Annotated in this window: 18 protein-coding genes; 9 read left to right on the plus strand and 9 right to left on the minus strand. The window is 41.5% G+C overall.

Features of this window, described 5'->3' with window-relative positions; all coding sequences use genetic code 11:
- Window positions 1–433 precede the first annotated feature (433 nt).
- A complete protein-coding gene (locus tag AAEZ02_RS19175; RefSeq protein WP_206191887.1) occupies window positions 434–2,260 on the minus strand; it encodes a M61 family metallopeptidase in 1,827 nt (608 codons plus the stop codon).
- A 340-nt stretch (window positions 2,261–2,600) separates the two neighbouring features.
- Here AAEZ02_RS19175 and AAEZ02_RS19180 point away from each other — a divergent pair, with 340 nt between their 5' ends.
- From AAEZ02_RS19180 to AAEZ02_RS19200, 5 genes are all read left to right on the plus strand, one after another.
- Complete coding sequence (locus tag AAEZ02_RS19180; protein WP_351124559.1) at window positions 2,601–4,610, plus strand: tetratricopeptide repeat protein; 2,010 nt, start codon at window positions 2,601–2,603, stop codon at window positions 4,608–4,610.
- Between the two features lie 242 nt (window positions 4,611–4,852).
- Window positions 4,853–6,409: a diguanylate cyclase domain-containing protein gene (locus AAEZ02_RS19185; RefSeq protein WP_351124562.1), complete on the plus strand. Its 1,557-nt coding sequence runs from the start codon at window positions 4,853–4,855 to the stop codon at window positions 6,407–6,409.
- A gap of 62 nt (window positions 6,410–6,471) precedes the next feature.
- Window positions 6,472–7,836 carry a nucleotide 5'-monophosphate nucleosidase PpnN gene (gene ppnN, locus AAEZ02_RS19190; RefSeq protein WP_124014117.1) on the plus strand — a complete coding sequence of 455 codons (1,365 nt, stop codon included), beginning with the start codon at window positions 6,472–6,474 and terminating at the stop codon, window positions 7,834–7,836.
- Complete coding sequence (xni, locus tag AAEZ02_RS19195; RefSeq protein ID WP_124014118.1) at window positions 7,829–8,596, plus strand: flap endonuclease Xni; 768 nt, start codon at window positions 7,829–7,831, stop codon at window positions 8,594–8,596. The genes ppnN and xni overlap by 8 nt, the downstream gene beginning before the upstream one ends.
- Window positions 8,597–8,681: 85 nt before the next feature.
- Window positions 8,682–9,083 (plus strand): DUF3192 domain-containing protein, encoded by a 402-nt coding sequence (locus tag AAEZ02_RS19200; protein WP_124014119.1) that lies wholly within the window; start codon window positions 8,682–8,684, stop codon window positions 9,081–9,083.
- A gap of 131 nt (window positions 9,084–9,214) precedes the next feature.
- On the opposite strand, the gene AAEZ02_RS19205 is transcribed toward AAEZ02_RS19200, so the two are convergent.
- Window positions 9,215–12,091 carry a prolyl oligopeptidase family serine peptidase gene (locus tag AAEZ02_RS19205; RefSeq protein WP_351124566.1) on the minus strand — a complete coding sequence of 959 codons (2,877 nt, stop codon included), beginning with the start codon at window positions 12,089–12,091 and terminating at the stop codon, window positions 9,215–9,217.
- Between the two features lie 408 nt (window positions 12,092–12,499).
- Between AAEZ02_RS19205 and AAEZ02_RS19210 the strand changes: the two genes are divergently transcribed.
- Complete coding sequence (locus tag AAEZ02_RS19210; protein ID WP_124014121.1) at window positions 12,500–13,510, plus strand: isocitrate dehydrogenase; 1,011 nt, start codon at window positions 12,500–12,502, stop codon at window positions 13,508–13,510.
- 103 nt (window positions 13,511–13,613) lie between these two features.
- Here AAEZ02_RS19210 and rlmM read toward each other — a convergent pair whose 3' ends face one another.
- The 7 genes from rlmM to pomA all read right to left on the minus strand — a co-directional run bounded on the left by rlmM (window position 13,614) and on the right by pomA (window position 21,032).
- Entirely contained in the window at window positions 13,614–14,702 is a 1,089-nt protein-coding gene (gene rlmM, locus AAEZ02_RS19215) for a 23S rRNA (cytidine(2498)-2'-O)-methyltransferase RlmM (protein WP_351124568.1), read from the minus strand.
- A 96-nt stretch (window positions 14,703–14,798) separates the two neighbouring features.
- Window positions 14,799–15,179 (minus strand): DUF423 domain-containing protein, encoded by a 381-nt coding sequence (locus tag AAEZ02_RS19220; protein WP_124014123.1) that lies wholly within the window; start codon window positions 15,177–15,179, stop codon window positions 14,799–14,801.
- 175 nt (window positions 15,180–15,354) lie between these two features.
- Complete coding sequence (locus AAEZ02_RS19225) at window positions 15,355–16,065, minus strand: alpha/beta family hydrolase (RefSeq protein WP_124014124.1); 711 nt, start codon at window positions 16,063–16,065, stop codon at window positions 15,355–15,357.
- Window positions 16,046–16,957 carry a transcriptional regulator GcvA gene (locus tag AAEZ02_RS19230; RefSeq protein ID WP_124014125.1) on the minus strand — a complete coding sequence of 304 codons (912 nt, stop codon included), beginning with the start codon at window positions 16,955–16,957 and terminating at the stop codon, window positions 16,046–16,048. Before AAEZ02_RS19230 ends, AAEZ02_RS19225 begins: the two co-directional genes overlap by 20 nt.
- A gap of 607 nt (window positions 16,958–17,564) precedes the next feature.
- Window positions 17,565–19,019, minus strand: coding sequence for a tRNA uracil 4-sulfurtransferase ThiI (gene thiI, locus AAEZ02_RS19235; protein ID WP_124014126.1), 1,455 nt, complete (start codon window positions 19,017–19,019; stop codon window positions 17,565–17,567).
- A 315-nt stretch (window positions 19,020–19,334) separates the two neighbouring features.
- Entirely contained in the window at window positions 19,335–20,261 is a 927-nt protein-coding gene (locus AAEZ02_RS19240; RefSeq protein ID WP_351124571.1) for a flagellar motor protein MotB, read from the minus strand.
- Between the two features lie 3 nt (window positions 20,262–20,264).
- Window positions 20,265–21,032: a flagellar motor protein PomA gene (gene pomA / locus AAEZ02_RS19245; RefSeq protein WP_124014128.1), complete on the minus strand. Its 768-nt coding sequence runs from the start codon at window positions 21,030–21,032 to the stop codon at window positions 20,265–20,267.
- 337 nt (window positions 21,033–21,369) lie between these two features.
- Between pomA and xseB the strand changes: the two genes are divergently transcribed.
- Genes xseB through dxs form a run of 3 tightly spaced genes read left to right on the plus strand, consistent with a single transcriptional unit; the run spans window position 21,370 to window position 24,414 of the window.
- Window positions 21,370–21,606 (plus strand): exodeoxyribonuclease VII small subunit, encoded by a 237-nt coding sequence (gene xseB, locus AAEZ02_RS19250; RefSeq protein ID WP_124014129.1) that lies wholly within the window; start codon window positions 21,370–21,372, stop codon window positions 21,604–21,606.
- Between the two features lie 38 nt (window positions 21,607–21,644).
- Window positions 21,645–22,526 carry a (2E,6E)-farnesyl diphosphate synthase gene (ispA, locus tag AAEZ02_RS19255; protein ID WP_124014130.1) on the plus strand — a complete coding sequence of 294 codons (882 nt, stop codon included), beginning with the start codon at window positions 21,645–21,647 and terminating at the stop codon, window positions 22,524–22,526.
- Window positions 22,527–22,548: 22 nt separating this feature from the next.
- On the plus strand, window positions 22,549–24,414 hold the full coding sequence (gene dxs, locus AAEZ02_RS19260) for a 1-deoxy-D-xylulose-5-phosphate synthase (protein WP_124014131.1): 1,866 nt from the start codon (window positions 22,549–22,551) through the stop codon (window positions 24,412–24,414).
- The last annotated feature ends 111 nt before the right edge of the window (window positions 24,415–24,525 follow it).

The following is a 24,525-nucleotide window of genomic DNA, read 5'->3' on the forward strand; positions in this document are numbered from 1 at the left end:
GCTGACACGCTCGGTGATACAATTAATGATAACTTTCAGAAATTAAAACCTGCAGTTTGAATTCACTTGAGTATATACAACCAAGCCACTTCAACATGCTCGTTTCAAAGCCCCTTAGGATAACTGAACAAGGCCGTGATTGAAGAGAATGGTGACGCCCTTGTAATATCACTATTCCTAAAACCTAGATCGCTGCGCTGCTAGGACGCTACGCGGCTAGATTCTATAAAAGCGGACAGCACAGCGAAGCTGTCACTATCGCTTGAGGTAACAAGCGGTGACGAGCGAAAGGGCGATAACAAGCCAAGAGCTTAGCCGCGAGACCGCTTTATCCGTGAGCGCAGCGTTCGCTTGTTATCGTTTCTGAAGCGTCACATCTCCACATGCTGCATCCTGCATTTCAAGGTCGTTTGGGTATATGCAAATCAACATTTTAGTCAGTGGATTTAATCCAATCGCCTTTGTCATCAAAAGGCCAATCAACACCTAGCCAGGCTTGATAGAATGCTTTCTGAGCATCGGAGACCTCAGCCACAGCTTCAATCGACAACTCGCCTTTAGGTTGTTCCGTCAGCTGTAGACTCACCTCTTTTAAACGATCATCACTAAATAAACTGAGCTTAATCTTATCGCCGACATTAAAATCGTTAAGGCGTTTAGTGAATCCATCCGCAGTCACTTTTAATCCATTAACCGCCACTATTTCATCACCTGCAGCAATACCAGCATTCCATGCTGGGCCATGTTTTAACACATTAGCAATCGTCAAGTCACCGTGTAACTCAGACAGGGTCATTCCCGCATCGATAACGGTTTTAGGGGCTTTACTATAGGTGGTGATTAACCCTGCATGGGCGAGTAATTCATCAAACGGCAAACTAAACGGTTGATTAACAAATTCTTGCCACCAGGGTTGATAATCTTTACCAGATAGCGTTTTCAAAATTGATTGCACATCTGCAACCTTGTAGCCCATTGGCACTTTATATTGCTGATAAAGTGCTTTATGAACATCACGATAAGAATGTTCAAGTTGGGTATCACTCAGTAAGCTAAAATCGAGCGCCATTGAAGCCAAATAACCTTCAGAGTATATGTTGACACTGTGGTTGACCGCATAGTCGCCCCAAGTACTGCTCCATTGACCTAAACTGGCTTCTGCAACAGATTGGATTTCACGGCCAGGATTATGCTGATTAAGCACAATCCGTTTACTTAAATCGTCAAAAAATTCTTTAGCTGTCATCACGCCAGCCCGCAACAATAATTGATTTTGGAAATAACTGGTGGAGCCTTCAACCATCCACAGTAAATCCGTCATGTTTTCTGACTGGTAATCATAAGGCACCAGCCCTTGAGGGCGATAGGATTTTACATTCCAAGAGTGAATAAACTCGTGAGAGGCGGTACTGATAAAACGTAAATAATCTTGGCGCTCACGAAAGTTAAATCGTGGTAGCTGGATAACTGTAGAATTGAGGTGCTCTGTTGCGCCACTTGCACCGCTGGTTGCATGCACCATGTAAACATAGCGTTTAAACGGATAATCAGCCCAAATAGTCGAGGCCTGGCCGCTTATTTTACGTAAATCGGTAAGAATTTGAGTCGTGTCATAATTACCCTCACCCCAAAATACCACTTCATATTGACGATCGTCAGCCTCGAAACTAAAATGCTGGTTTATTCCAGTTTCAATTGGCGAGTCAACTAATACATCATAATTGGGCGCTTTAAATGAATGTGACGTACTGCCTTTATCCATGCCGGAATAACTCTGCCAACCTTTAGGCACTGCCATATTAACCGTAACGGGTTGCTGACTAAATGCTGGGCTATACATAAATACTCCACTGCCATCTAAAAAGGCATGACTATTATCAATGTGACGCAAACGGTCACCAAGCTCATTGGCATGTAGTTGATAAGTCACTTTAACGGCTGTGGGTTTGATTAATGCTATTTGCCATTCTCCGCTGGCGGTGCGCTTCCAAGGTAATGACTGACCTTTGCTGTCGGTCGCATTAAACAATCTTATGCCATCAGCAATGGGTAATACTTGATAACGACCCATTCGCCATACTGGTAAATTAACGGTTAACACTTTTAAGTCAGTTTGAGGAAATGAAACACTCACCTGAGCTAAATGGTGCGCGGGTTGATTAATATCGATATGGTAATCGACATCAGCAATTGCTGGCGTTGTCCAGCTCATCGAAAAAATGGCACTGCTGGTAAAAATTGCAAGAGAAGTAGGTTTCACTCTAGGTTCCTTCTGGTATGATTCTATTGTTTTTATTTTAAATTCCAAACAATTATAACGATCTAGACTCATTAACACAGTGGTAAATTACAACTTGATTGTAAAAACCCATAAGCTACCTCAACCTAATAGAGGTTGGCTTTGCATTTTGTGTACAATCAAGTCCACGTTAACTATAAAGGTCTCTATTACTATGCTGCGATGTTTTACTCTTGTCATATTATGTTCGATACTATTTAGTTCAGCGGTTTGTGCAAGAGATATTGAACAGCAAGAAATATTGTTCAAAGAAAATCCACAGAAGCTTTATACCAAACTAATAAGGGCAACCGAGTTTCCTTTGAAATTTTCGAATAGAGCGGAGTTCGAACAAGTCGCTGGTGAACTAAGTTACCAACCAAATGAACTTCATCGCGACTTAGAACTACTTGCTCGGTTGAATTTAGAAGCAAAACTTAACTCACCAACTAAATATCAAGATGCCGAATTGCTCATAACACAATTAGACGCCATCGCATCAACAACACTTGAAAAAGCGTTAATGGTTATGCTTAAAGCACGGATTAAGGGGCGTAAAAACCAAGAATATAATCAGGTGTTAGTTGAATATAATGATGCTTTGAATATGGTTAACACCGATGTAAGCCTAGAAAGCACGCTGTTCAAATTGACACTTCATGATCAATTGAGCATGCTACACTCATTGTTACTTCAACCAACACCCGCGTTATCTCACTTAAATCGTTACCGCCAAATCGCTTATCAATTACACAATAATTACTTAATATCAGATGCAGAAACGCAATTCGGTCGTTATTACAATCTTAATGGGGATCAGGCAAAGTCATTACAGCATTATAGTGAAGCATTTCGGTTAGCTAACAACTTAGATTATCCGGGAATTAAAGCCCATACACAGCTCAATCTTGCCCGAACATACCGTGATTTAGAACAATGGGATGATGCACTAAAATATGCCCATAATGCAGCAGAAATACTTCAAGCGATAGGCCAAGATGTTTACTTAGCCGAAACAATGACTGTCATCGCAATGATTTACGCAGGCCAAGATCAATGGAATAAAACCATCGATTATTATTTAAATGTCCAGCAAGTCAATGAGCGGATGGGAAACGAAATTGCAATAGGTCTCACATATCACAATTTAGGTGAAGCCTATTTTAAATTAAATAATTCCCAAGCCGCATTGAACGTAATGCAACGTGCAAATGATATATTTAGGGCACGAAAAATAGAGCATTACTTAGTCTATAACGAGCTACTATTTGCTCAAATATGTACCAGCGAAGGCATGTGGCCTGAAGCTATTGAGCACGCAAGTAAAGCCATTGAGTTGGCTAAAAAGAAACATTTAACTAAAGTTCAAACTGAAGCATTAGGTTATTTATCTACAGCATATCGCAAAACCAACAACCTCAATGCAGCACTTGAAACTGTCGATGTCATTGTTGAATTGATCAATAAATCACAAGAAAAAGAACAACAAACCAATGATTTTCCTGAACTCACTGAACAAAAATTAAAATTCGAACTGGGTTTATTGAGTAGTAAATTAGAACAGCAAACCGCTAAAAATAAATACAATCAATTTATCATTTTAGGGTTGATTATTGTGTTTAGTATTACGCTCATACTAATGGTTTTTTTCTACAGAAAATTTCAACACCGCAATATCTTGTACCATAACGCCCAACGTTTGAACACAATAGATCCTATAACACAAGCACAAGGTTACAGGGCGTTTATTCAACGGATCAACACCTTAAAACACCAAGAGCCTAAAGCATTAGCGCTAGTGAACATTAATGAATTGAACAATATTGATATTCGACTTGGACACACTGAATCAGTTGTATTGATGCAGCACTTTAATAGTCAGTTCAGTAAGCACCTAGACACTGAAGTGTTTATCATCCGTCCCGGGTTGATTGGATGTTATTTCGATAAGCAGTATGACGCAGCAATTATCTTAAATGCCGTAATAAAGAGCCTTAAACAATTACAAACAACTCAATTTACCATTCCTAACTTTGCTCGTAAATCAACAGAGCAATATGCCAGCATTGGCCACATTAGTTTACCATTACTTGACAACCCTGATGTTAACATCAGTGCAGAATTGCAATTTGAAGCGCTGCAATACGCACTTGCTGCGGCTATGGAAATAACGGAGCAACCCGCATATATTTCACTGCGACCACTTAACTTTGCTCCCGCGGCTATTTTTATGCGGCCACTTTATTTAAATCTGACTCAAGCACTTAACCGGGGCATCATTCGTGCAGAAAGTAATCGTAATACCCAAGAGATCAACTGGCCGAAGCACTAATTGTTTTATAAACTAATAATTATAGATAATTAAACTGTTTTGTGCGGTAATTGGATTTACTGCACAATATTATTGATATAACAGTACTACAATATTAAATGTTAACCGATTAAATATCAACCAATTAAATGCTTAACGTTAATTAATGACAATCTCAAAAAAATCCCAATTGATGTCCACATTGATGTCCCAGACATGGCAATCAATGCCTTTAGATGACAAATGAGAGTAGGCACTGCAAAATGGAAGAGTCAAATACCGCGATAACTCAAATTTCGTTAATGAAGCAAAAGCTGCATGCAGCTAAACTTGCTATCGAAGAGATTAATATCGATCGCAATGACAAATTGAAAACACTGATTCAATTTATTTCTCATCTCAGTCTTGCTTGCAAAGGACAAAATTTAGAGCTCGACAACAAACTGGCAAAATTGCGCCACCATATGCACAATTTTGAACAAATAGACGAAGCGCTACCAGAACTGGTCGATATTGAACGATTATTGAGGTCCCAATATAGCCATACCATGACTCGTTTAGAAGATAGTCGTAATGGACTCAATCGAGTGATCCGTCAGATCCAACGAATTAATGCCGCGCCAGACAAACTAAAAAAAGAAATCACCTATTTTAAACAAGAACTAAGCAAACCGTTCCATACCGTATGGGAATACATCCCCAAAGTAGAAAAACTTATTTTTTTCTATGAAGAAATTTTGAAGCATGAATTTGCCGATGCCGACGATTACCAAATTTTACCTCAGCATATCCAGCTAGCCAAAGAGCTTGCCGCTAAGATCGCTGAAATTGAATTTAGAAAAGATCAACGAGACCAAATTCTAGTCATAAAAGAAGTGTTGCTTGGTGAGCTCAGTTTAAGCAACTTGCTCGATTCTTACCAATCGATATTGAGTTTACTGTTAGAGAATATCGCTCGCGAAAAAAGCGCATCACAAGACTTTTTATTTGCCCTCAATGATGCCCTGATAATCGTGCGCGATGTGGTCAATAATACCTACAATAACAACCAACGCAGTGAGCAGCTTAAAGGCCAATTAAATAAAGAGATAAATTTACGCGTCAATACCGCTGATGAGTTAATTATTGATGCCGATAGTCTTAACGAATTAAAGATCCGACTGACGGTGCAGTTATCTTCGCTTCGCGATGCACTCTCTCGTAAAGAAGCGCTAGAACAACGTGAACAAACACTCTTACGAAAGTCAATTGAATCGATGCGTAAAGAACTCAATTCAATGAGCCAAGAATCTAATAATTATAAAGAAAAGCTATTTGAACATCAAAAGCTCAACCTCCTTGACCCGCTGACCCAATTGGCAAATCGTAGCGCGTTAGAAGACCGCATGGAGCAAGAATACCGTAACCATGTCCGCTTTAAAACGCCACTATGGATCGCGATTACAGACATAGATCACTTCAAAGTTATTAACGATAACTTTGGTCACAGCACCGGCGATAAAACCCTGCAAGTCATCTCAATGGCCTTAAAAAATTCATTACGTGATAGTGAGTTTGTGGCTCGTTATGGTGGCGAAGAATTTGTATTTTTATTGCCTGATATTACTGATGAACATATCTCTCAATTATTGAATCGCGTGAGAGAAAAAATTAAAAATATTCCGTTTAAGTTTAAAAATCAGAGAATTACAGTTACATTATCTATAGGTGCGGCACAAGTTATGGAAAATGAAACGCTTGAAGAAGCTTTCGAAAGAGCCGATGCGGCATTATACCAAGCAAAAAACAACGGCAGAGACCGAGTCGTTATTGATATCTAGCCCATCCCAAGACTTTTCTCTTTGGACTCGGCATCAGACACTCGAGTCCAAAGGAGTTGCTTATGATCGTAAAAATTAGTCCACGTGGTAGCTTAGATCAACTTTCTCAATTAGAAGTCGAACGCTTAAAACAAGGCGCAAAAAGCGACTTGTATCAGCTATATCGAAATTGCTCGCTAGCAGTATTAGCCTCGGGTGTCATAAGCGACAGCTCTGAAGAACTGTTTCGTCGCTATGAATCCTTTAGTATTAATATTTTACAGCGAGAAAGAGGCATACTGATTGAACTCATCAACCCCCCTATTCAAGCCTTTGTCGACGGTGAAATTATTGCGGGTATTCAAGAGCACTTGTTTGCCGTGCTGCGCGACATTATTTACATCAGTAATAAATACGATAATTTAAAACACATTGACTTAAGTAATGCGAGCCACATTACCAACGTCGTATTTGACATACTGCGTAATGCTCAAGCGATATCGCCAATGAAAGATCCTAATGTGGTGGTATGCTGGGGAGGACACAGCATCAACGCAGTCGAATATCAATATACCCGAGATGTCGGTTACCAACTTGGGTTACGCAGATTAGATATTTGTACGGGTTGCGGACCCGGCGCAATGGAAGGTCCAATGAAAGGCGCGGCAATTGCTCATGCCAAGCAACGAGTTCACAATGCTCGCTATATAGGCTTAACAGAACCCAGCATTATTAACGCTGAGCCACCCAATCAAATTGTCAATGAATTAGTTATTTTACCCGACATAGAAAAGCGTCTAGAAGCCTTTGTGCGTTTAGGTCACGGTATCGTTATTTTCCCAGGCGGCGCGGGTACCGCTGAAGAGTTACTCTATTTCCTTGGTATCTTATTAAATGATCACAATAGCAATATGTCATTCCCACTGGTGCTAACAGGACCGGCAGAAAGTGCTGATTACTTCACGGTAATTGATGAATTTATTGGGACTACATTAGGCACCGAAGCACAAAGCAAGTATCAAATCATTATTGATGACCCTATCAAAGTGGCACAAATAATGAAAGAAGGTATGCAAGATGTAAAAACCTATCGAAAAGAAAAAGGTGATGCTTACCAATATCAATGGTCGCTAAAAATTGAACCCGAATTTCAATTACCCTTTGATCCGACCCATGAAGTTATGGCAAATTTAAACCTTAACTTTCAGGACAATAAAGCTGAACTTGCCGCAAACTTACGCAAAGCGTTTTCAGGTATTGTCGCCGGCAATGTAAAAGGCGCTACCATTAAGTTGATCGAACAGTTTGGTCCCTTTAACATTAAAGGTGATGCTAAACTTATGCTCATGATGGATAAGCTATTAAACGCTTTTGTTAAACAACAACGAATGAAACTGCCAGGAAGCGCTTACGTGCCCTGCTACAACATAATAAAAACCAATGAATAAATTACTTATTATTGACGGGCTCAATCTAGTACGCCGTATTCATGCGGTGCTACCTGATGAAAACGATATTACTAGCGTACAAGAACGGGTTTTAGCTGCATCTAAAAAAATGCTGGTGCAGCATCAACCAACCCACTGCATTGTGGTCTGGGATGGCAGTGAGCCCTCTTGGCGTAAAACGCTGTATAGCGATTACAAAAAAGGCCGAAAGCCCATGCCAACGGCATTAAGTGATGGCTTGGCTAACATCAAAACCACACTGGCAGAACACGACATCCACTCTTTTGATGCCCAATCTGAAGCAGACGATGTTATCGCCACCATCGCGATGAAAATGATCAGCAACAATGGTGAAGTGGTCATTGTTTCAACCGACAAAGGCTTTAGTCAGCTACCCACAAAAAATCTCACCTTATGGGATCACTTCAACCAGCATGTTTTTGATGTTCAACAATATGAAAAAAAACTCGGCATAGAGCAATATCAAATGCTCGACTTTATTGCGCTAGCGGGCGACAGTGGCAATAAAATTCCGGGTATTATGGGGATCGGACCAAAATCAGCAGCCGACTTACTGAATAAATTCAGAACACTAGCTAATTTATATCGTTCTTTAGACAATCTTGGCGCCAAGCAGGCACATAAATTAGCCGAAGGAAAAGAGATAGCGCGAATTAGCTATAAATTGGCGCAGCTGCAATGCGATATGCCACTAAATATTAATTTGAAACAATTTAGAACCAATTTAAGACCAAACTAATAACAAACAATGTAATAATGTGACAATGAGATAATAAGAAATACAGACAGCAAACGTATTTATACCATAACGGATTAAACACATTATGAACTCAAAAGTGACTTATATCATCGGTGGAATATTCACTGCCTATTTACTGTTTGTTGCTGTGGTGATTTTTGTTTACGAACCGCAACCAGAAGACAGGGCATGGGATGATCGTGAAGCTTTCAATTTACAAAAAATGAGTGATATCCACTTTGGTCAAAGCCTTGATGAGATCCGAACGTTATTAGGCAGTGCTGATTTTGTCGAAGCAAAAACCGGCTTTGATGGACAATATCAAGTGATGTATTACCGTACTCACCATATAAAATCAGATGGCGAAACCACTAAAGAAGAATGCACGCCATTGTTATTTAGAGATAATCTTCTGATAGCATGGGGACAAGATACACAAGAACAATACTTTTCAGTGCCGATAACCGATCAAGTATCTCCGCAATAACACCCCCTTCTATCGACAGTGAACGCCCCACAGAGCCACTAAGTGTCGATCAATAGGCTTACGATAAAACGCCCTATCGGTATCAGCATAGGGCGCAGAAATCTCATTTAAAACAATCAAATTACGCTGTTTTAATCTGCTTTTTTATACTCCCGATAGGCTTCACCCTGGCGTAACCAATCTGGGGCTGGTGCCCCTTTTAAATAATGGTCAAAGTACTGTTTCATTTTAATGCTGTAATCAAGCTTATTGGGATACTTTTTCAAATGGTGTGGCTCATCTTCATATTGTAAAAATACCACATCCTTCCCTGCACGACGCATTGCTAGATACAACTCAATCCCCTGCTCCCAAGGCACTGCATCATCTTTATCACCAAACATGATCATCATTGGGGTTTGAATGCGATCAACATAGAAAATGGGCGAGTTTTCAATGTATTTCTGTGGCGCCTTAAACAGACTCTCTCCGATCCGGCTTTGACCTGTTTCATATTGGAATTGCCTGGCTAAACCTGACCCAAGACGAATACCACTGTAAGCACTGGTCATATTCGACACCGGAGCACCTGTCACTACCGCTTTAAAGATATTGGTTTGGGTTACCGCATATGCACTCTGATAGCCGCCCCAAGAATGCCCTTGAATACCAACAGCATTGGGATCGGCAACCCCCATCGCTATCAACTTTTGCACGCCTGCCGTCAGCGCTTTTACTGATGAAATTCCTGGATAGCCAATCTCAAAACGAATATCCGGTAGAAAAATAGCGTAACCATTATCAGCATACCAAGCAAAGTTAGGCCGGTGGTTGAGCTTCATGTCAGGAAAAGCATGTAATCTGTCACTCATAAAACGGTAAAAATAGACTAAGGTTGGATACTGTTTACCGGCTTGATAATTGGTTGGTTTAATTAATACCCCATCGGTGTTAATGCCGTCACCATCTCGCCAATGCACTAATTCAGCATTGCCCCATTTAAACGCGTCACGCTGCTTGTCCAGCTCGGTAAGCTGCAGCGCATTCTGTGGCGAGGTAATATCTGCAATATATAAATCTGGATACAAATCATAACGCTGCTTTGAAAACACCACTGCAGCGGCTTTATTGGCTCTAGCAAGCAAGGTTAATTTAGCCTTGCTTTGAGTTAAGCGGCTCACGCCAGCCACACCTATCTTGGCACTGAAAAAGCCGTCCGCTTTTGTTTGATGACTATAGCCTTGTAATAGCACTGTTTCAGCATCATTGACTACCGCGGGTAACGGTTTCTCTTGGGCTAAACCAACCAGTCTAAATTGAGTTTTCTGTTTTCGCCCCTCGCCCTTGGTCAACATAAACCCATTGTGCGCTGCGGTATTAAACTGCCATATATCATATTTATCATATACCGTAATAGCACTGTCATCGGCCAACCAAGGGCCAAAACCGTAACCGGGTGCCGCACTGGGATAATCATGATCTTCATTGGCAAAAGGGGTCGCAATATTCGCGGTTAAATTAACCCTGCGCGTTAACGCTATATCAAAAAGATAGACATTACCTTGTTGATAATAAGCTAAAAACTTACCATGAGGTGACAACGTCGGCATAGCATCACTAGGTTGCTGAGTTAATACGAGGATTTTTTGGCCTGTTTTGACATCAACCAAATACACATCACGATAAAAGCCTGCCCAGGTAACCATTTTCTGATAGGGCACATCGGAGCTGGCCAATAAGTAACGTGCTTGCTCGCCATAAGTGACATCAGGAACCGCTTGGTCGGCTAATTGAATTAACTTATTTGACTCAAGGTGTAAAACCGCTAAATAGGTGCGTTTTAACTCTTGCTCATATTCTTTAACTGCTTGGGGCTTAATTTTGGCATCATCACCATGCCAAATACGTAACTGTTTTTTAGCGGTAATAATGTCTGGATTAAACACATCACTTGGATTTTCAAAATCAGCTAATGCAGCTTGTTGTGCAACCTTTGGCACTCGTCCCACAAACAAACGTTGGCCATCTTTTGAAAACAGTAAGCTGGCATGCTGGTTATAAGTCAACCCTTCAGACTGAGCAAACTGGCGTTGTTTATCGTGTTGTACATCCAGTAACAACATATTGTACTCACGGCCATAGCGTATTGAACTCGCCATGCCTTTCGTTACTGCAACATATTGGCCATCATCACTGATGGCTAATGCTTCAATATGTTCATCAGTACTACTGTAAAGCTGACGCTGTGTTTGGCTATATAATGTCACTAACACCACTTGATGCTGCTGATTTTCAACTTTATTCACCACAGCAACGAAATGATGTACGGCTTTATCAAAAGCAAATTGAGTCACATCCGATAGTTGTGTTTGATGGTTAGTAGCCAAATTAATTAAGCGAATATCTGCCCCTTTATCGGCCTCCTCAATTTCAGCTTGCGTACTATCATGTTCTGTTTCACTGGTGTTTTTCGTCTCTGAAGCCGTCGTTTCTGAAGCTGTCTGCGCTAACTCTGCCGATCCAGCAGTAGTTGATTTAGACACTTTTGATTCAGGATCTGTCGACTCAGGATCAGTTGACTCTGGCTTGCTAACCTTAAACTTCACCACTAAAAAACGGCCATCATCGCTAAATGAAGCGGAATCGACCTTGTCAAATCGTTGCTGATTGCCATTTTTGGTATTGAGTAATACCACTTCATGGGGTAAATCGTCTTTCTCTTTGGTTTCTCGGTCAAATAAAGTCGCTTCGATTGTCGCCAATACAAATAGACCATCGGCACTGACGTTAACGTCCGTGCCATTGACAATTTCATATTGTTTGCGATTATCACTAAAACGAATTAATGCACGACTATCGCCCCTATCAGGTGTAGCCTGTACCGCAATCACTTTGCCATTATCAGAAATAATCGGCTGTTGTAAGGTTTCAAAATGCATAATGTCATCAAGGGACAGAGCACGTTGCGGGGCCGCATGGGCACTAAATGACAGACAGACTGCCAATGGAATTAAATTGAATAATTTCACAGTTTTCCTCTAATGGTTCCCGTAATAGATCGCAGTAATGGATTATCTATAATCTTAACCAGCAATAAATAATAAACACCAAGCATTACATTCGACCAAAGTCGTCTATATAAAATATGTTTACCGAATAAGCTAATGCTCGCCAATAAAATATAGAATCGCCGACATGTTTTCAAACTTAGATGGTTTACAAGTAAACGATTTGTAATAAAAGTTCATAGTAAATCAATCAGATTAGGATTGACTTAAAAATAACGGAAATAATGTGATAATACTCACTATTTTCTGTAAATAAACATTAAAAGTCGTTAAAATACGCCGCAGAAAACGACGGTTTTTATCGTCACCTAGCCGTGTCATGTATGCGGTCTAACAATTGCAGTAACCACAACCGTGGAAGGACTATTCATGTCAAAACGTACAATAACCGTGATCCCAGGTGATGGGATTGGACCAAGCATTATCGATTCAGCATTAAAAATCCTCGACAAAGCAGGATGTAACTTTGAATATGAATTTGCAGATGCTGGGTTAACGGCGTTAGAAAAGCACGGTGAACTTATACCCCAACGTACTTTAGACCTTATCGAAAAAAATCGTATTACGCTTAAAGGTCCGTTAACCACACCTGTCGGTGAAGGGTTTTCCTCTATCAATGTGAGCTTGCGTAAACAGTTCAGTCTTTATGCTAACGTGCGCCCGGTGATTTCATTTAAGGGGACTCAAGCGCGTTATGAAAACATTGATATTATTACCGTCCGTGAAAATACCGAAGGTATGTACTCTGGTTTAGGTCAAAAAATATCTGATGATGGTCAAACTGCAGAAGCGACCAGTATCATTACTCGTCATGGCGCAGAACAGATCACTACGTTTGCTTTTGAGCTTGCACGCAAAGAAAATCGCAAAAAAGTGACCATAGTTCACAAAGCTAACATCATGAAATCAACTTCTGGTTTGTTCTTAAAAGTGGCACGTGAAGTGAGTCTGCGTTATCCAGACATCACCACAGAAGAAATGATTGTTGATGCCACTTGCATGAAACTGGTTATGAATCCTGAAAACTTTGATGTTATCGTAACGACTAACCTATTTGGTGACATTTTATCTGACTTATGTGCCGGTCTTGTGGGCGGTTTAGGAATGGCTCCAGGGGCAAACATAGGTCGCAATGCTGCTATTTTTGAAGCGGTACATGGTAGTGCACCCGATATTGCAGGTAAAAATTTAGCGAACCCTACCTCAGTTATTTTAGCGTCGATTCAAATGCTAGAATACTTAGGCATGTCAGATAAAGCTGAGATGATCCGCAGTGCTGTAGCTGCTGTTATTGAAGAAGGTGACCGTACCACTCGCGATTTAGGTGGCACTCACGGTACAACCGACTTCACTCAAGCAGTGCTTGATCGTTTAGCATAATTCTTTATGATTAGGTTAATGACTTATTTATCTTATAAGTCATGACTAAAAAGCCCCATATGCATGACATATGGGGCTTTTTGTTAGATGTGCGCTAGCAAAGTTATGCGTAGCTCACGCCCTTTTCAGGGAAAATCCATAAATGAACCGTTACTTCATCACGATCATGATAAAGATGCTTACACTGTATTTTAAAATCGATTTCATTTTCAGTTAAAATGGTGCCTATCGTTTCTAAAATAACGCTGACTTCTTTATAGCGGCTCTTCATGGGTAATTTAAGATTAAAAATCGCTTCTTTAAACCAACCATTAATCGCCCATGCTTCCATCAGTTCTGCAACCCGAGCCGGTTTTTCAACCATATCGCATACCAACCAATAAATATTTTTACGTGGTGGTTCAAAACGAAAACCGTCAGCACGGTAATGCTTTACTTGGCCCGAATCCATTAATTTAGGATCCATCGGACCGTTATCGACTGCAGCAACCATCATTCCGCGGCGGACCAATTGATAAGTCCACCCTCCAGGGCAAGCGCCTAAATCAACTGCATTTAAGCCACTGCGACAACGTGTTTCTTGCTCTTCTTTAGTTAAGAACACGCCAAATGCTTCATCCAATTTCAGGCTTGAGCGACTCGGAGCATCTGCAGCCATTCTTAAGCGAGGGATCCCCATAAAATGAGGTGAACTATTATGGCTTAACGAATAACCTGTGTACGCTTTACCCGGTGCAATAAAACACACATGAATAATCGGACGACGGCCATTTTCAGTACTCAGTAGCGCGCCGATCTTTTTTAAACTTTGGCGTAACGGTACCGTCAATTTCCGACAGAATGCGGATAATTCTTTGGCTTCATTGGTGTCAGGCGTTTCAACACGCAACTCACCACACTTCGACAAATCGGCTAGTGAGGCGACTATCGGTCCCACACGATCTTGCTCAGGTAAATCAATCAATAACTCGCCCGCAGCAAACATTTGCCGAGCAAATATCAATGATCCAAGTTCTAATTCCTTAGCTAAAGTATCGGCACCATTTTTGTCAAAACATTGAAATATCACATAAGCATCGTTGATATTGGTTTTAACGAAACCATCAACATTTAACTCAGCGGCACGTTGTTGAATTTCTGCTGCACAGTCTTTTTCATAGCCTGAGCGGCAAAATAGGAATAGGTTTTTCATTTGGAGCCTTAGCGTAAGGATATTCGCATAATAGCGAGACAATAATCACGCTATTATACTCAAAAATGCTCGAGGAGGGAGAATTTAGCCAAGCCATTATTCTACTGATTTTGTATGCCAAATCGCCGCGGCAAATAACAACCAACCCACGAGGAAACATAAACCACCTATTGGCGTTATTGGGCCAATCCATTTAGCACCAGTAAAGGCATAAAGGTATAATGAACCAGAAAACAATATGATCCCAGCAATGAAACTGTAAGCGGCCCAATTAATCAATTTTGACGGGATCCAATGGGCGGAAAATGCCAATGCAATCAGTCCGAAGGTATGATAAAACTGGTAATCGACTCCTAACTTAAAAATACTCACTAATTCCGGTGGTGCGATAGTTTTAAGCCCATGAGCAGCAAAAGCACCCAGTGCTACAGCCATAAAACCACTTAATGTGGCAAATAATAATAGACCTTTATTCATTTTACTTAACCTCATACAACATAAATCGACAATGCATCATACTATTGAAGCAAGCTGATTTTCGTGACTTAAACCATCACCGTTAGTATTCATGTAGTGTTAATATTGATGCCGGGGTTGATCAAGCTATCAGCAAAGTAGACACCGCATATGCGTAAAACATAGCGTTACAGCATTAACCTACTCGGGTAATAAACTGACTAATATTCTCGATGGCATGATTAAGATTGCCCTCAAGGGTATAACCAGAAGATTTTCGCGGTTGCAAACTATGATCGCCATCACTAATCCAACAGACTTCTGCATGTTCACCCAAAGCCCAATTGGGTACTTGTTGAAGATCGCCAAATTTATCTCGCTCACCTTGAACAATTAACATCGGGTGAGAATTGTGTTGAATCGGCGCAAGTCGTGGCTCGCCACCTTTTAGCGGAATAAAAGGGTATCCCAAACACACTACTGCAGTAATTTTATTGACGACATCGGCAATAAGTGGCTGCTGTAGTTGATGATCTGTGCTGGCCAATATCGCCGACATACGACCGCCCATTGACTTACCCATCAGGATAATCCGCTGACAATTGATCAGGCCAAGCGCCATCTTCTGCTCAATATCCATGAGAACTTGTTCATAGTGCGCGAGTAATTTAGGCGCTCGATCAGGCGGACGACGTTTACCATCTTGCATATTGGCTTGCATATACAAGAAATTAAATCGGTATACTTGATAGCCTTGAGCGATTAACTTATCGGTCATCGAAGTCATATATTGATGATGCATATTAGCCCCAGCACCATGAGCAAAAACAATCAAAGTGTCACTTTTAGGACCTTGTAACAGATAATCATGGGCTAACAAAGGCGTATTATCCGCTAAGCAACTCACTTCGCGACTCCTCTGCAAACATATCCAACATCCATTCTCTAAAGGCTGAAATTTTACCTATCTCAGAATGGTTTTGTTGACACACTAAGTAATAAGCCTCTTTGCTCACCAACACCTCAGAAAACGGGCACACTAAGCGCCCAGCCTTGATATCAGGTCTGGCAAGTACGCTATAACCTAATGCCACACCTTGGCCATGCACCGCTGCTTGAAGCACTAATGAGGAATGGCTAAATATAGGCCCTTGATTGACATTAATATCGCTCACGCCACACTGTCTAAACCATGCCTGCCAATCTTGACGGTTTGAATCATGTAACAAGGTATGGAATTTTAAATCACTGGGTTGAGCTAACGGTTTAGCACTATTGAGTAATAATGGCGAACAGACAGGGATCAACACTTCGTTACGCAGTTTATCGGCGCGTAATCCAGGCCAATTACCTTGGCCGTAATAAATGGCAACATCTACATCGTCGGTTAACGAATTAGCATTACTATCAACGGCTTTAATACGCACATCAATATCAGGATTTTTTTCGCTAAACTTAGCTAAACGTGGTACTAACCATTGAATAGCAAAACTTGGAGACATACTGACCGTTAACGATCCTACCGCACTACGGGCAAGCAGACGATTAGTCGCCTCCCCTAGCTCAATAAAAATATCTTTAATGTCCAGAAAATAACTTTGGCCTTCTTCTGTTAACAATAAGGATCTATTTTTACGTCTAAACAGCTTTAGCCCTAAAAAATCTTCTAATGCTTTAATCTGATGACTCACTGCAGCCTGAGTGACAAACAACTCTTCTGCGGCGCGGGTAAAGCTCAAATGTCTTGCTGCAGCTTCAAATGCTTTAACAGCATTCAAAGGCGGTAATCGTTTAGACATAGTGATCAACCCCTCATTTTTAATTAGTTTTTCTAATGATTATCGTTATTTTTATGTCGTTTGTAAAGCACACTGTGTTTGGGTAAATTAGCATCATTGACAACATCACTAGGGTCGCTGCGCTGCTAGAGCGGACTTCGTCCTGCTAGGATCGCTGCGCTTCTAGGACGTGACTTCGTCATTGCTAGGTTCGCTTCGCTGCTAGAGCGGACTTTGTCCTGCTAGGATCTCTGCGCTTCTAGGGACAGCTTCGCTGCTAAGATTGAGTCGCTGCGCGACTAGGATATTGGCTTGTCATCTAGCACTGCTTGGCTGTTGATTGTATAGCCTCTAGCCGCGTAGCGTCCTAGCAGCGTAGAGCTCTAGGCTCTTAAATTGTCATCTAAATTTTCGCAGCCGCAGGCGCCCTATTTCTAGCATCTAGCAGCGAAGCGTCTTCGAAGGTGATAACCGTTTATTAGCCAGCATTTAGGTACATTAACTTACCGATTTAAATAACGCCGACATGGTCGTATCGCCCGCATAAAAAAAACGCATTCAATGCGGTTTTTTATGCGGGCGATTAGGGTGGATACGGTCATAATCGACAGCATCACTCACACAAAGTCTAAGGACGATACACTTTTACGTTCGTATAGCCCTTCTCAACAAGGTATAAGGCCTGCAGTTTACTCATTACCCCACGATCACAATATAATAGATACGTTTTAGAGCTATCTAAATCAGCAAATTGGGTCGCTAATTTAAAGAATGGGATCGCTTTAATCATCACATTATCAATTGATAATGGATCTTTTTCTTCTTCTTCAGGTGCACGAACGTCAATAATGATTTCGCCTGACGCCACATCTTTAACTGTTTCGGTTTCAGTCACTTGTTGATCCATCTCCGCTTCAATATCACGAACATCCATCACCACTGCAGACTCAATGATGCGATCAATCAAGTCTTCAGAAAACTTAAGCTCTTCAGCTTCAATCTTAGACAATACCGCTTTAACCGTCGGCTTTTGTGAAATAACACCACAATACTCAGGAATAGACTTAGCAAATTCTTCAGTGCCAATCACACGGCTCTGATTAATAATGTCTTGTTTGTCCATTGCGATAAGTGGGCGTAAAATCAATAACTCAGTGCTGCGGTCAATCACATTCAAGTTGGTCAGCGTTTGACTCGATACCTGACCTAAGCTTTCTCCCGTGACTAACGCTTGAATGCCGAATTTGTCCGCAATACGCGTTGCAGCGCGCATCATCATACGCTTAAGTACAACCCCCATCTGACCGTTATCAATACGTTCAAGGATCTCTTCAACCACAGGCTCAAATGGCACTGACACAAAACGTACTTTGTGCGACTCACCATACTTTTTCCACAAGTGATAAGCCACTTGCTTAACGCCAATTTCGTGTTGAGCGCCACCTAAATTAAAGAAACAGTAATGGGTACGGGCGCCTTTCTTAATAAACTGAAAACTCGACACGCCAGAATCAAAACCGCCCGAAATAAGCGACAATACATCTTCTTGGGTCGCCATAGGGAAACCGCCTAGTCCTTCAATACGACGCTCGACCATGTAAAGCTTATCTTGATTGATTTCAAGATTAACGGTCACATCAGGGTTTTTAAGCTTTACCCCAAGCGCCTCTGTGTGCTGGTTTAACCCCCCACCCACATAACGCTCAACATCGATTGAATTAAAATCATGATTACCAGAACGTTTTACGCGAACACAAAATGTTTTACCTGCAATTTCATCACGATACCTTGGTAAAGCCTGCTGATAAATATGATCTATCGAATCAAAACTGTACTCACTCACTTGCACAACGTGAGCAATACCTGGAATACAAGCTAAACGCTCTGCAAAAGCATCACATAATTCCGGTTTATCGGCAGGTACATTAACTAAAATACGATCATATAAACGTTGTACTTTGGCATCGTCATCCACTTTTTTAAGTACATTACGGATATTGGTTTCGAGCATTTTGGTAAAGCGCATTCTTACCGACTTGCTCTTCATCATAATTTCAGGGTACAGCTTTACAATAAACTTCATGGGGCGTCCGCAGGTATCACCACCACAATAGCTCAGCATTCAGCATTGCTAGACAAAAAGATGGTAACACTTTGATAATAAATTAAAAAAAATAGCAAAACCTTGTCTACTTGATTAACATAGGTAATCCAGCATATAGCAAAGCGTAAGCAATAATTCGCGGATCATACCAAATGATGCCTATTAACCAAACATATTCACTTTTTTATCTGTTATTTCTCAGCAAAACCGCTGTTACAGCACATTTCTAATACAAAAAAGCACAATCTCTGTAACCTGCAAAGATTGCGCTTATGCCTATCCTTTGATGACGAGCTATTGAGTCACTATAATTTCATTCGATTGTTTCGCTTTACCTTGTTCAATGGCAATTTCAACACGCCGATTTCGAGCTTGATTCTCTTTAGAATCATTGGGTACCAAAGGTCGATTAGAAGCCTCTCCAACCACTTTCATCCTTGATTCATCAAAACCAGTGACTGTTCTTAATTCATGAGCCACCGAAACAGCGCGTTGACTTGATAGCGCCCAGTTTGAACTATAAAGCTCATTACTGATATCAGCACCGTCAGTATGACCCGATACCGTAACAATCCCAGGAACATCTTTTAATAACTCACCAATTGAACGCACAATCGGTTTAAACTTAGGTTGTAAAAAGCCAGAACCAGAAGTAAATGAGCCTTTCTCACGAATACGAATTATAATTTGCTGACCTAAAGATTCAATTTCAATGGCACCATCAACAATTTCTTCGTTGAGCTTCTCAGCCATTCTTTTCACTTGATCATTTATATTTTCTTGCGCAGATGCGGCCGCTTTTTTAATAGCTTCAGCTTCTTGCTGAGCCGTAGCAGCGGCATTACCACCACGCTGTTCACCACTTTGCTTTTGAGTACCCCCCGCACTGTCCTCTTCACCGGCCTGATATTCAATGGTCGGTTGAGTCATTTCATTGGTTTGTTGATTAATGATCTCAATTGGCGTGGGATCGGGTCTACCAGGGCGAAATTCAAGCGCGATAACCGATGTCCCCTTAGGAATGTCTTTTATTTCAACTTTGTTTTGCACCCCAAATGCATACTTCATTGAGCCGGCGATTTGTTTAAACTTCATTACGTCCATTTCAGAGAACGCTAACAGCAACACGAAGAAACACATCAGCAAAGACATTAGGTCAGCAAAGGTGGCCAGCCACATAGGGGCACCCGCAGGTGGACAATCACACTTGGTCTTAGCCATGAGTTACTCTCCGTCCGTTGTATCGATTTCACGCGATTTTTCAGCCAAGTAATTCTTCAAGAAACCTTCAATCACCCGGGGGTTTTGTCCATCTTGAATCGCTAATACCGCGTCCATAATTAAATTACGGTTAAGCAATTCTTCATTCATACGCAATGATAATTTATCCGCCATTGGGATGGCGATCATGTTGGCAATTATCGCGCCATAAAGAGTGGTTAACAATGCAACCGCCATTGCGGGTCCAATCGATTTTGGGTCGTCCATGTTAGATAACATAGCCACCAAACCAACCAGCGTACCAATCATTCCCATCGCGGGGGCTACATCACCCATGGCTTTAAAAATACTAATCCCAGTTTTGTGGCGGTCTTCGGTCAACGCTATATCTCTTTCAAGCGCGTTACGCACCACATCCCCATCATGACCATCAACTAGCATATCGATAGCTTTTTGCATAAAACTGTTGGTAATGACCGCCTCTTCTAGTGCTAAAAATCCGCCTTTACGGGCAGCATCTGCCATAGTGACAGACTGCTCAATCAAATCTTCAGGTTTATCTAATTTAAACATGAAGGCTTTCATACCAATCTTTATCGAACCCAAAAATTGCTGTAGGTTAAATTTCATCATCACAACAAATAAAGAGCCTGCTACAACAATCAAAATTGACGGTACATTGATAAATAATCCGAGACCTCCACTGGTGATCATCGCGCCAATAATAAATGCAAAAGCACCGATAATACCTATTAGGGTAGCTAAATCCACAACCTCTCCTCAATCGCAGTCATCACGCTGCTTCTTTGTGCTATTTTATCGCGCTAGTCGTACAAATTAAATAAGTCGAACATTCTGGCATCTATTGATACAAATCACATTGCCCATCGTTATGTATTACAGTAAAAAATTCAATACTAATTTACGCTATCTATTTCAAACCCTAACGTCTTATCGGTCAAACTTGGCGCAAGTTTAGCCTGTTTTGCACATTCTAAACAAAATTCAATAACAAAGCGTGCTGTTGAGCAAATAACCAGCGACTGTATTTGACCGATACGCTGGGCTGATATACCTTGTCTCACGCTGAATGAAAGGAATAATAATCGTGGCTAAAAAACCAGAAAATCTCAGTTTTGAACAATCATTAACTGAGCTTGAAACCATTGTTGCTCATTTAGAGCAAGGTGAAGTGTCGCTCGATGACGCGCTTAAACAATTTGAGCGAGGCATTAAGTTAGTCCGTCAAAGCCAAGGAAAGCTTGAACAAGCACAGCAAAAAGTCTCTATCTTATTAAATGAAGATGATGCTGAATTAGCACCGTTCACTATAGAAAGTGAATAATCGTCAACATAGTGTTATTGAATAATAGGTCTTGATACGTGTTAGCTAAAGCGATAACAAAATACCAAAAGCGCGTTAATACTATTCTTAACGAGCATTTAAGCCAGCTTGATGGTGCTGCACCAGACTTAAAGGCGGCAATGCTTCATGGTGCATTATTAGGCGGCAAACGCATCAGGCCATTTTTGGTCTATAGTGTGGGTGACATGCTTGGCGTCAATATTAATGCACTTGATAAAGCCGCCGCAGCCATTGAGTGTATTCATGCTTACTCGTTAATACACGATGACTTACCGGCCATGGACAATGATGCACTCCGACGCGGTCAACCCACGGTTCATATTGCATTTAATGAAGCTAACGCCATTTTAGCTGGTGACGCGCTGCAAACATTGGCCTTTGAAATAATCACCGCACCGTGTAACGATTTACGACCTGAACAACAATTGGCCATGGTCAGGGCATTAGCAAAAGCCTCTGGATATCGAGGAATGTGCGGTGGGCAAGCGATTGATCTGAGTGCCACCGATCACCGTATAGATTTAGACCGATTAACCGAATTACATAATAAAAAAACCGGCGCGTTAATCAGTTGTGCCGTCGAACTTGCTTTAATTGCGGCAGATTTACCCGATGAGCACTATCAACTGATGATGAAATACGCCCAAAGCCTTGGATTGGCCTTTCAAGTGCAAGACGATATCTTAGATATTACCGCAAGCACCGAAGAGTTAGGCAAACCACAAGGCAGTGATGAACAATCCAACAAAAGCACTTTTCCTAAACTATTAGGTCTCGATGGTGCCAAAGCCTGTGCAGAACAACTAATACAAGATGCACTATCAGCGCTGACTAAATTACCATATAATAGTCAGTTAATTGCAGACTTCGCCCACTATATTATTGAGCGAAGATTATAATAAAGAGTCAGAAAATCTCGCTATGATTTTTGATATTTCTAAATTTCCAGTACTAGCGAAAGCTAATACACCAGAAGAATTAAGGAAGTTACCTCAAGGTTTACTTCCACAAGTCTCTGATGAATTGAGACAATTCTTACTTCAGTCCGTTGGTATTTCAAGCGGACATTTTGCTTCTGGCTTAGGCACAGTTGAATTAACTGTGGCACTTCATTATGTCTACAACACCCCATTTGATCGGTTAGTGTGGGATGTAGGACATCAAGCTTACCCACATAAAATCCTCACTGATCGCCGCGAACAAATGCACACCATTCGACAAAAAAATGGTCTGCATCCATTCCCATGGCGTGAGGAAAGCCCATATGACACCTTTAGTGTCGGTCACTCAGGCACGTCTATCAGTGCAGCATTGGGGATGGCGATAGCCGCAGAAAAAGAAGCGGTTGGGCGAAAAGTTGTGGCCGTTATTGGCGATGGTGCCATGACAGGCGGTATGGTATTTGAAGCCATGAATCATGCGGGCGATTTACACAATGATATGCTTGTGGTGCTCAATGATAATGAAATGTCGATTTCTGAAAATGTTGGCGCACTCAACAATCACCTTGCCCAGCTTATGTCAGGTCGTTTTTACACCACCATTAGAGAAAACAGTAAAAAAGTGCTTAAAGGCCTGCCTGTCATTAAAGAAATGGCTAAACGCACTGAAGAACATCTTAAAGGCATGGTGGTGCCCGCAACATTATTTGAAGAGTTAGGGTTCAATTATATCGGCCCAATTGATGGTCACGATGTCGATTCGCTCGTTGAAACTATGCGCAATATGCGCAACCTCAAAGGCCCACAAATGTTGCATATCATGACCAAAAAGGGTCGTGGTTATGAGCCTGCGGAAAAAGATCCGATTGGCTGGCACGCGGTGCCTAAATTCGATCCAAGCCAATTTAAAAAACCCACAACTAAACCAGGTTTACCGACATTCTCGGAAGTGTTCGGTAAATGGTTATGCGACATGGCGGAACAAGACGACAAGTTAGTCGCGATTACACCGGCTATGCGTGAAGGTTCTGGGATGGTTGAATTTTCACAACGATTCCCAAAACAATATTTCGATGCGGCTATTGCTGAACAGCATGCAGTAACGTTATCTGCAGGGTTTGCCTGCGAAGGGTTAAAACCTGTAGTGGCGATTTACTCAACTTTTTTACAACGCGGATATGACCAGTTTATCCACGACGTGGCTTTGCAACGCTTGCCTGTATTGTTTGCGATCGATCGTGGTGGCATTGTTGGCGCTGATGGCCCTACACATCAAGGTGCGTTCGATTTAAGCTTTATGCGCTGTGTTCCCAATATGATCATTATGGCGCCATCAGATGAAAACGAATGCCGTCAAATGCTCTATACCGGTTATTGTTATCAAGATGGCCCTACCGCAGTGCGGTACCCTCGAGGTTTTGCGACCGGTGCAGAACAAGTTGAACATATGACGAAAATACCTATCGGTAAAGGGGTCTTAACGCGTCAAGGGCAAAAAATTGCCATTGTAAACTTTGGCACCACACTTGCCGCAGCGACAGACGCAGCAGAAAAACTGGATGCGACCGTCGCCGATATGCGCTTTGTTAAGCCACTTGATTTAAGCTTGCTTGAACAGCTCGCAAATAGCCATGATGTTATCATTACCGTTGAAGAAAACGCCATTATGGGCGGCGCAGGTTCTGGAGTGCTTGAAGCATTACACAAAATGCGTATCGTAAAGCCTGTACTACAAATTGGTTTGCCAGATGAGTTTATTCAACACGGCGCACCAGATGAAATTACTGCAGAACTGCAACTTGATGCTGCAGGGATTTTAGCGCAGATCCAAGCGTTTATAGCTTAATGCTTTTGTGATGATGATTGATAGTTGATGCCAATGAATTACCCCGCGACTTCGCTTCGCTCTGATCACGGGGCTTCTGCAATCTAGCTTTTAACGACTAAGCTGCTTCTT

The organism is Shewanella sp. T24-MNA-CIBAN-0130, from assembly GCF_040310185.1.
Lineage (GTDB): Bacteria > Pseudomonadota > Gammaproteobacteria > Enterobacterales > Shewanellaceae > Shewanella > Shewanella psychromarinicola.

What these genes read in the sequence shown, in the direction of transcription:
- AAEZ02_RS19230 (WP_124014125.1), bottom strand. Translation starts at nt 16,957, where the DNA reads ATGTCTAAACGATTACCGCCTTTGAATGCTGTTAAAGCATTTGAAGCT.
- AAEZ02_RS19240 (WP_351124571.1), bottom strand. Translation starts at nt 20,261, where the DNA reads ATGGCTAAGACCAAGTGTGATTGTCCACCTGCGGGTGCCCCTATGTGG.
- AAEZ02_RS19200 (WP_124014119.1), top strand. Translation starts at nt 8,682, where the DNA reads ATGAACTCAAAAGTGACTTATATCATCGGTGGAATATTCACTGCCTAT.
- AAEZ02_RS19185 (WP_351124562.1), top strand. Translation starts at nt 4,853, where the DNA reads ATGGAAGAGTCAAATACCGCGATAACTCAAATTTCGTTAATGAAGCAA.
- rlmM (WP_351124568.1), bottom strand. Translation starts at nt 14,702, where the DNA reads ATGAAAAACCTATTCCTATTTTGCCGCTCAGGCTATGAAAAAGACTGT.
- xni (WP_124014118.1), top strand. Translation starts at nt 7,829, where the DNA reads ATGAATAAATTACTTATTATTGACGGGCTCAATCTAGTACGCCGTATT.
- thiI (WP_124014126.1), bottom strand. Translation starts at nt 19,019, where the DNA reads ATGAAGTTTATTGTAAAGCTGTACCCTGAAATTATGATGAAGAGCAAG.
- ppnN (WP_124014117.1), top strand. Translation starts at nt 6,472, where the DNA reads ATGATCGTAAAAATTAGTCCACGTGGTAGCTTAGATCAACTTTCTCAA.
- dxs (WP_124014131.1), top strand. Translation starts at nt 22,549, where the DNA reads ATGATTTTTGATATTTCTAAATTTCCAGTACTAGCGAAAGCTAATACA.
- AAEZ02_RS19220 (WP_124014123.1), bottom strand. Translation starts at nt 15,179, where the DNA reads ATGAATAAAGGTCTATTATTATTTGCCACATTAAGTGGTTTTATGGCT.
- AAEZ02_RS19210 (WP_124014121.1), top strand. Translation starts at nt 12,500, where the DNA reads ATGTCAAAACGTACAATAACCGTGATCCCAGGTGATGGGATTGGACCA.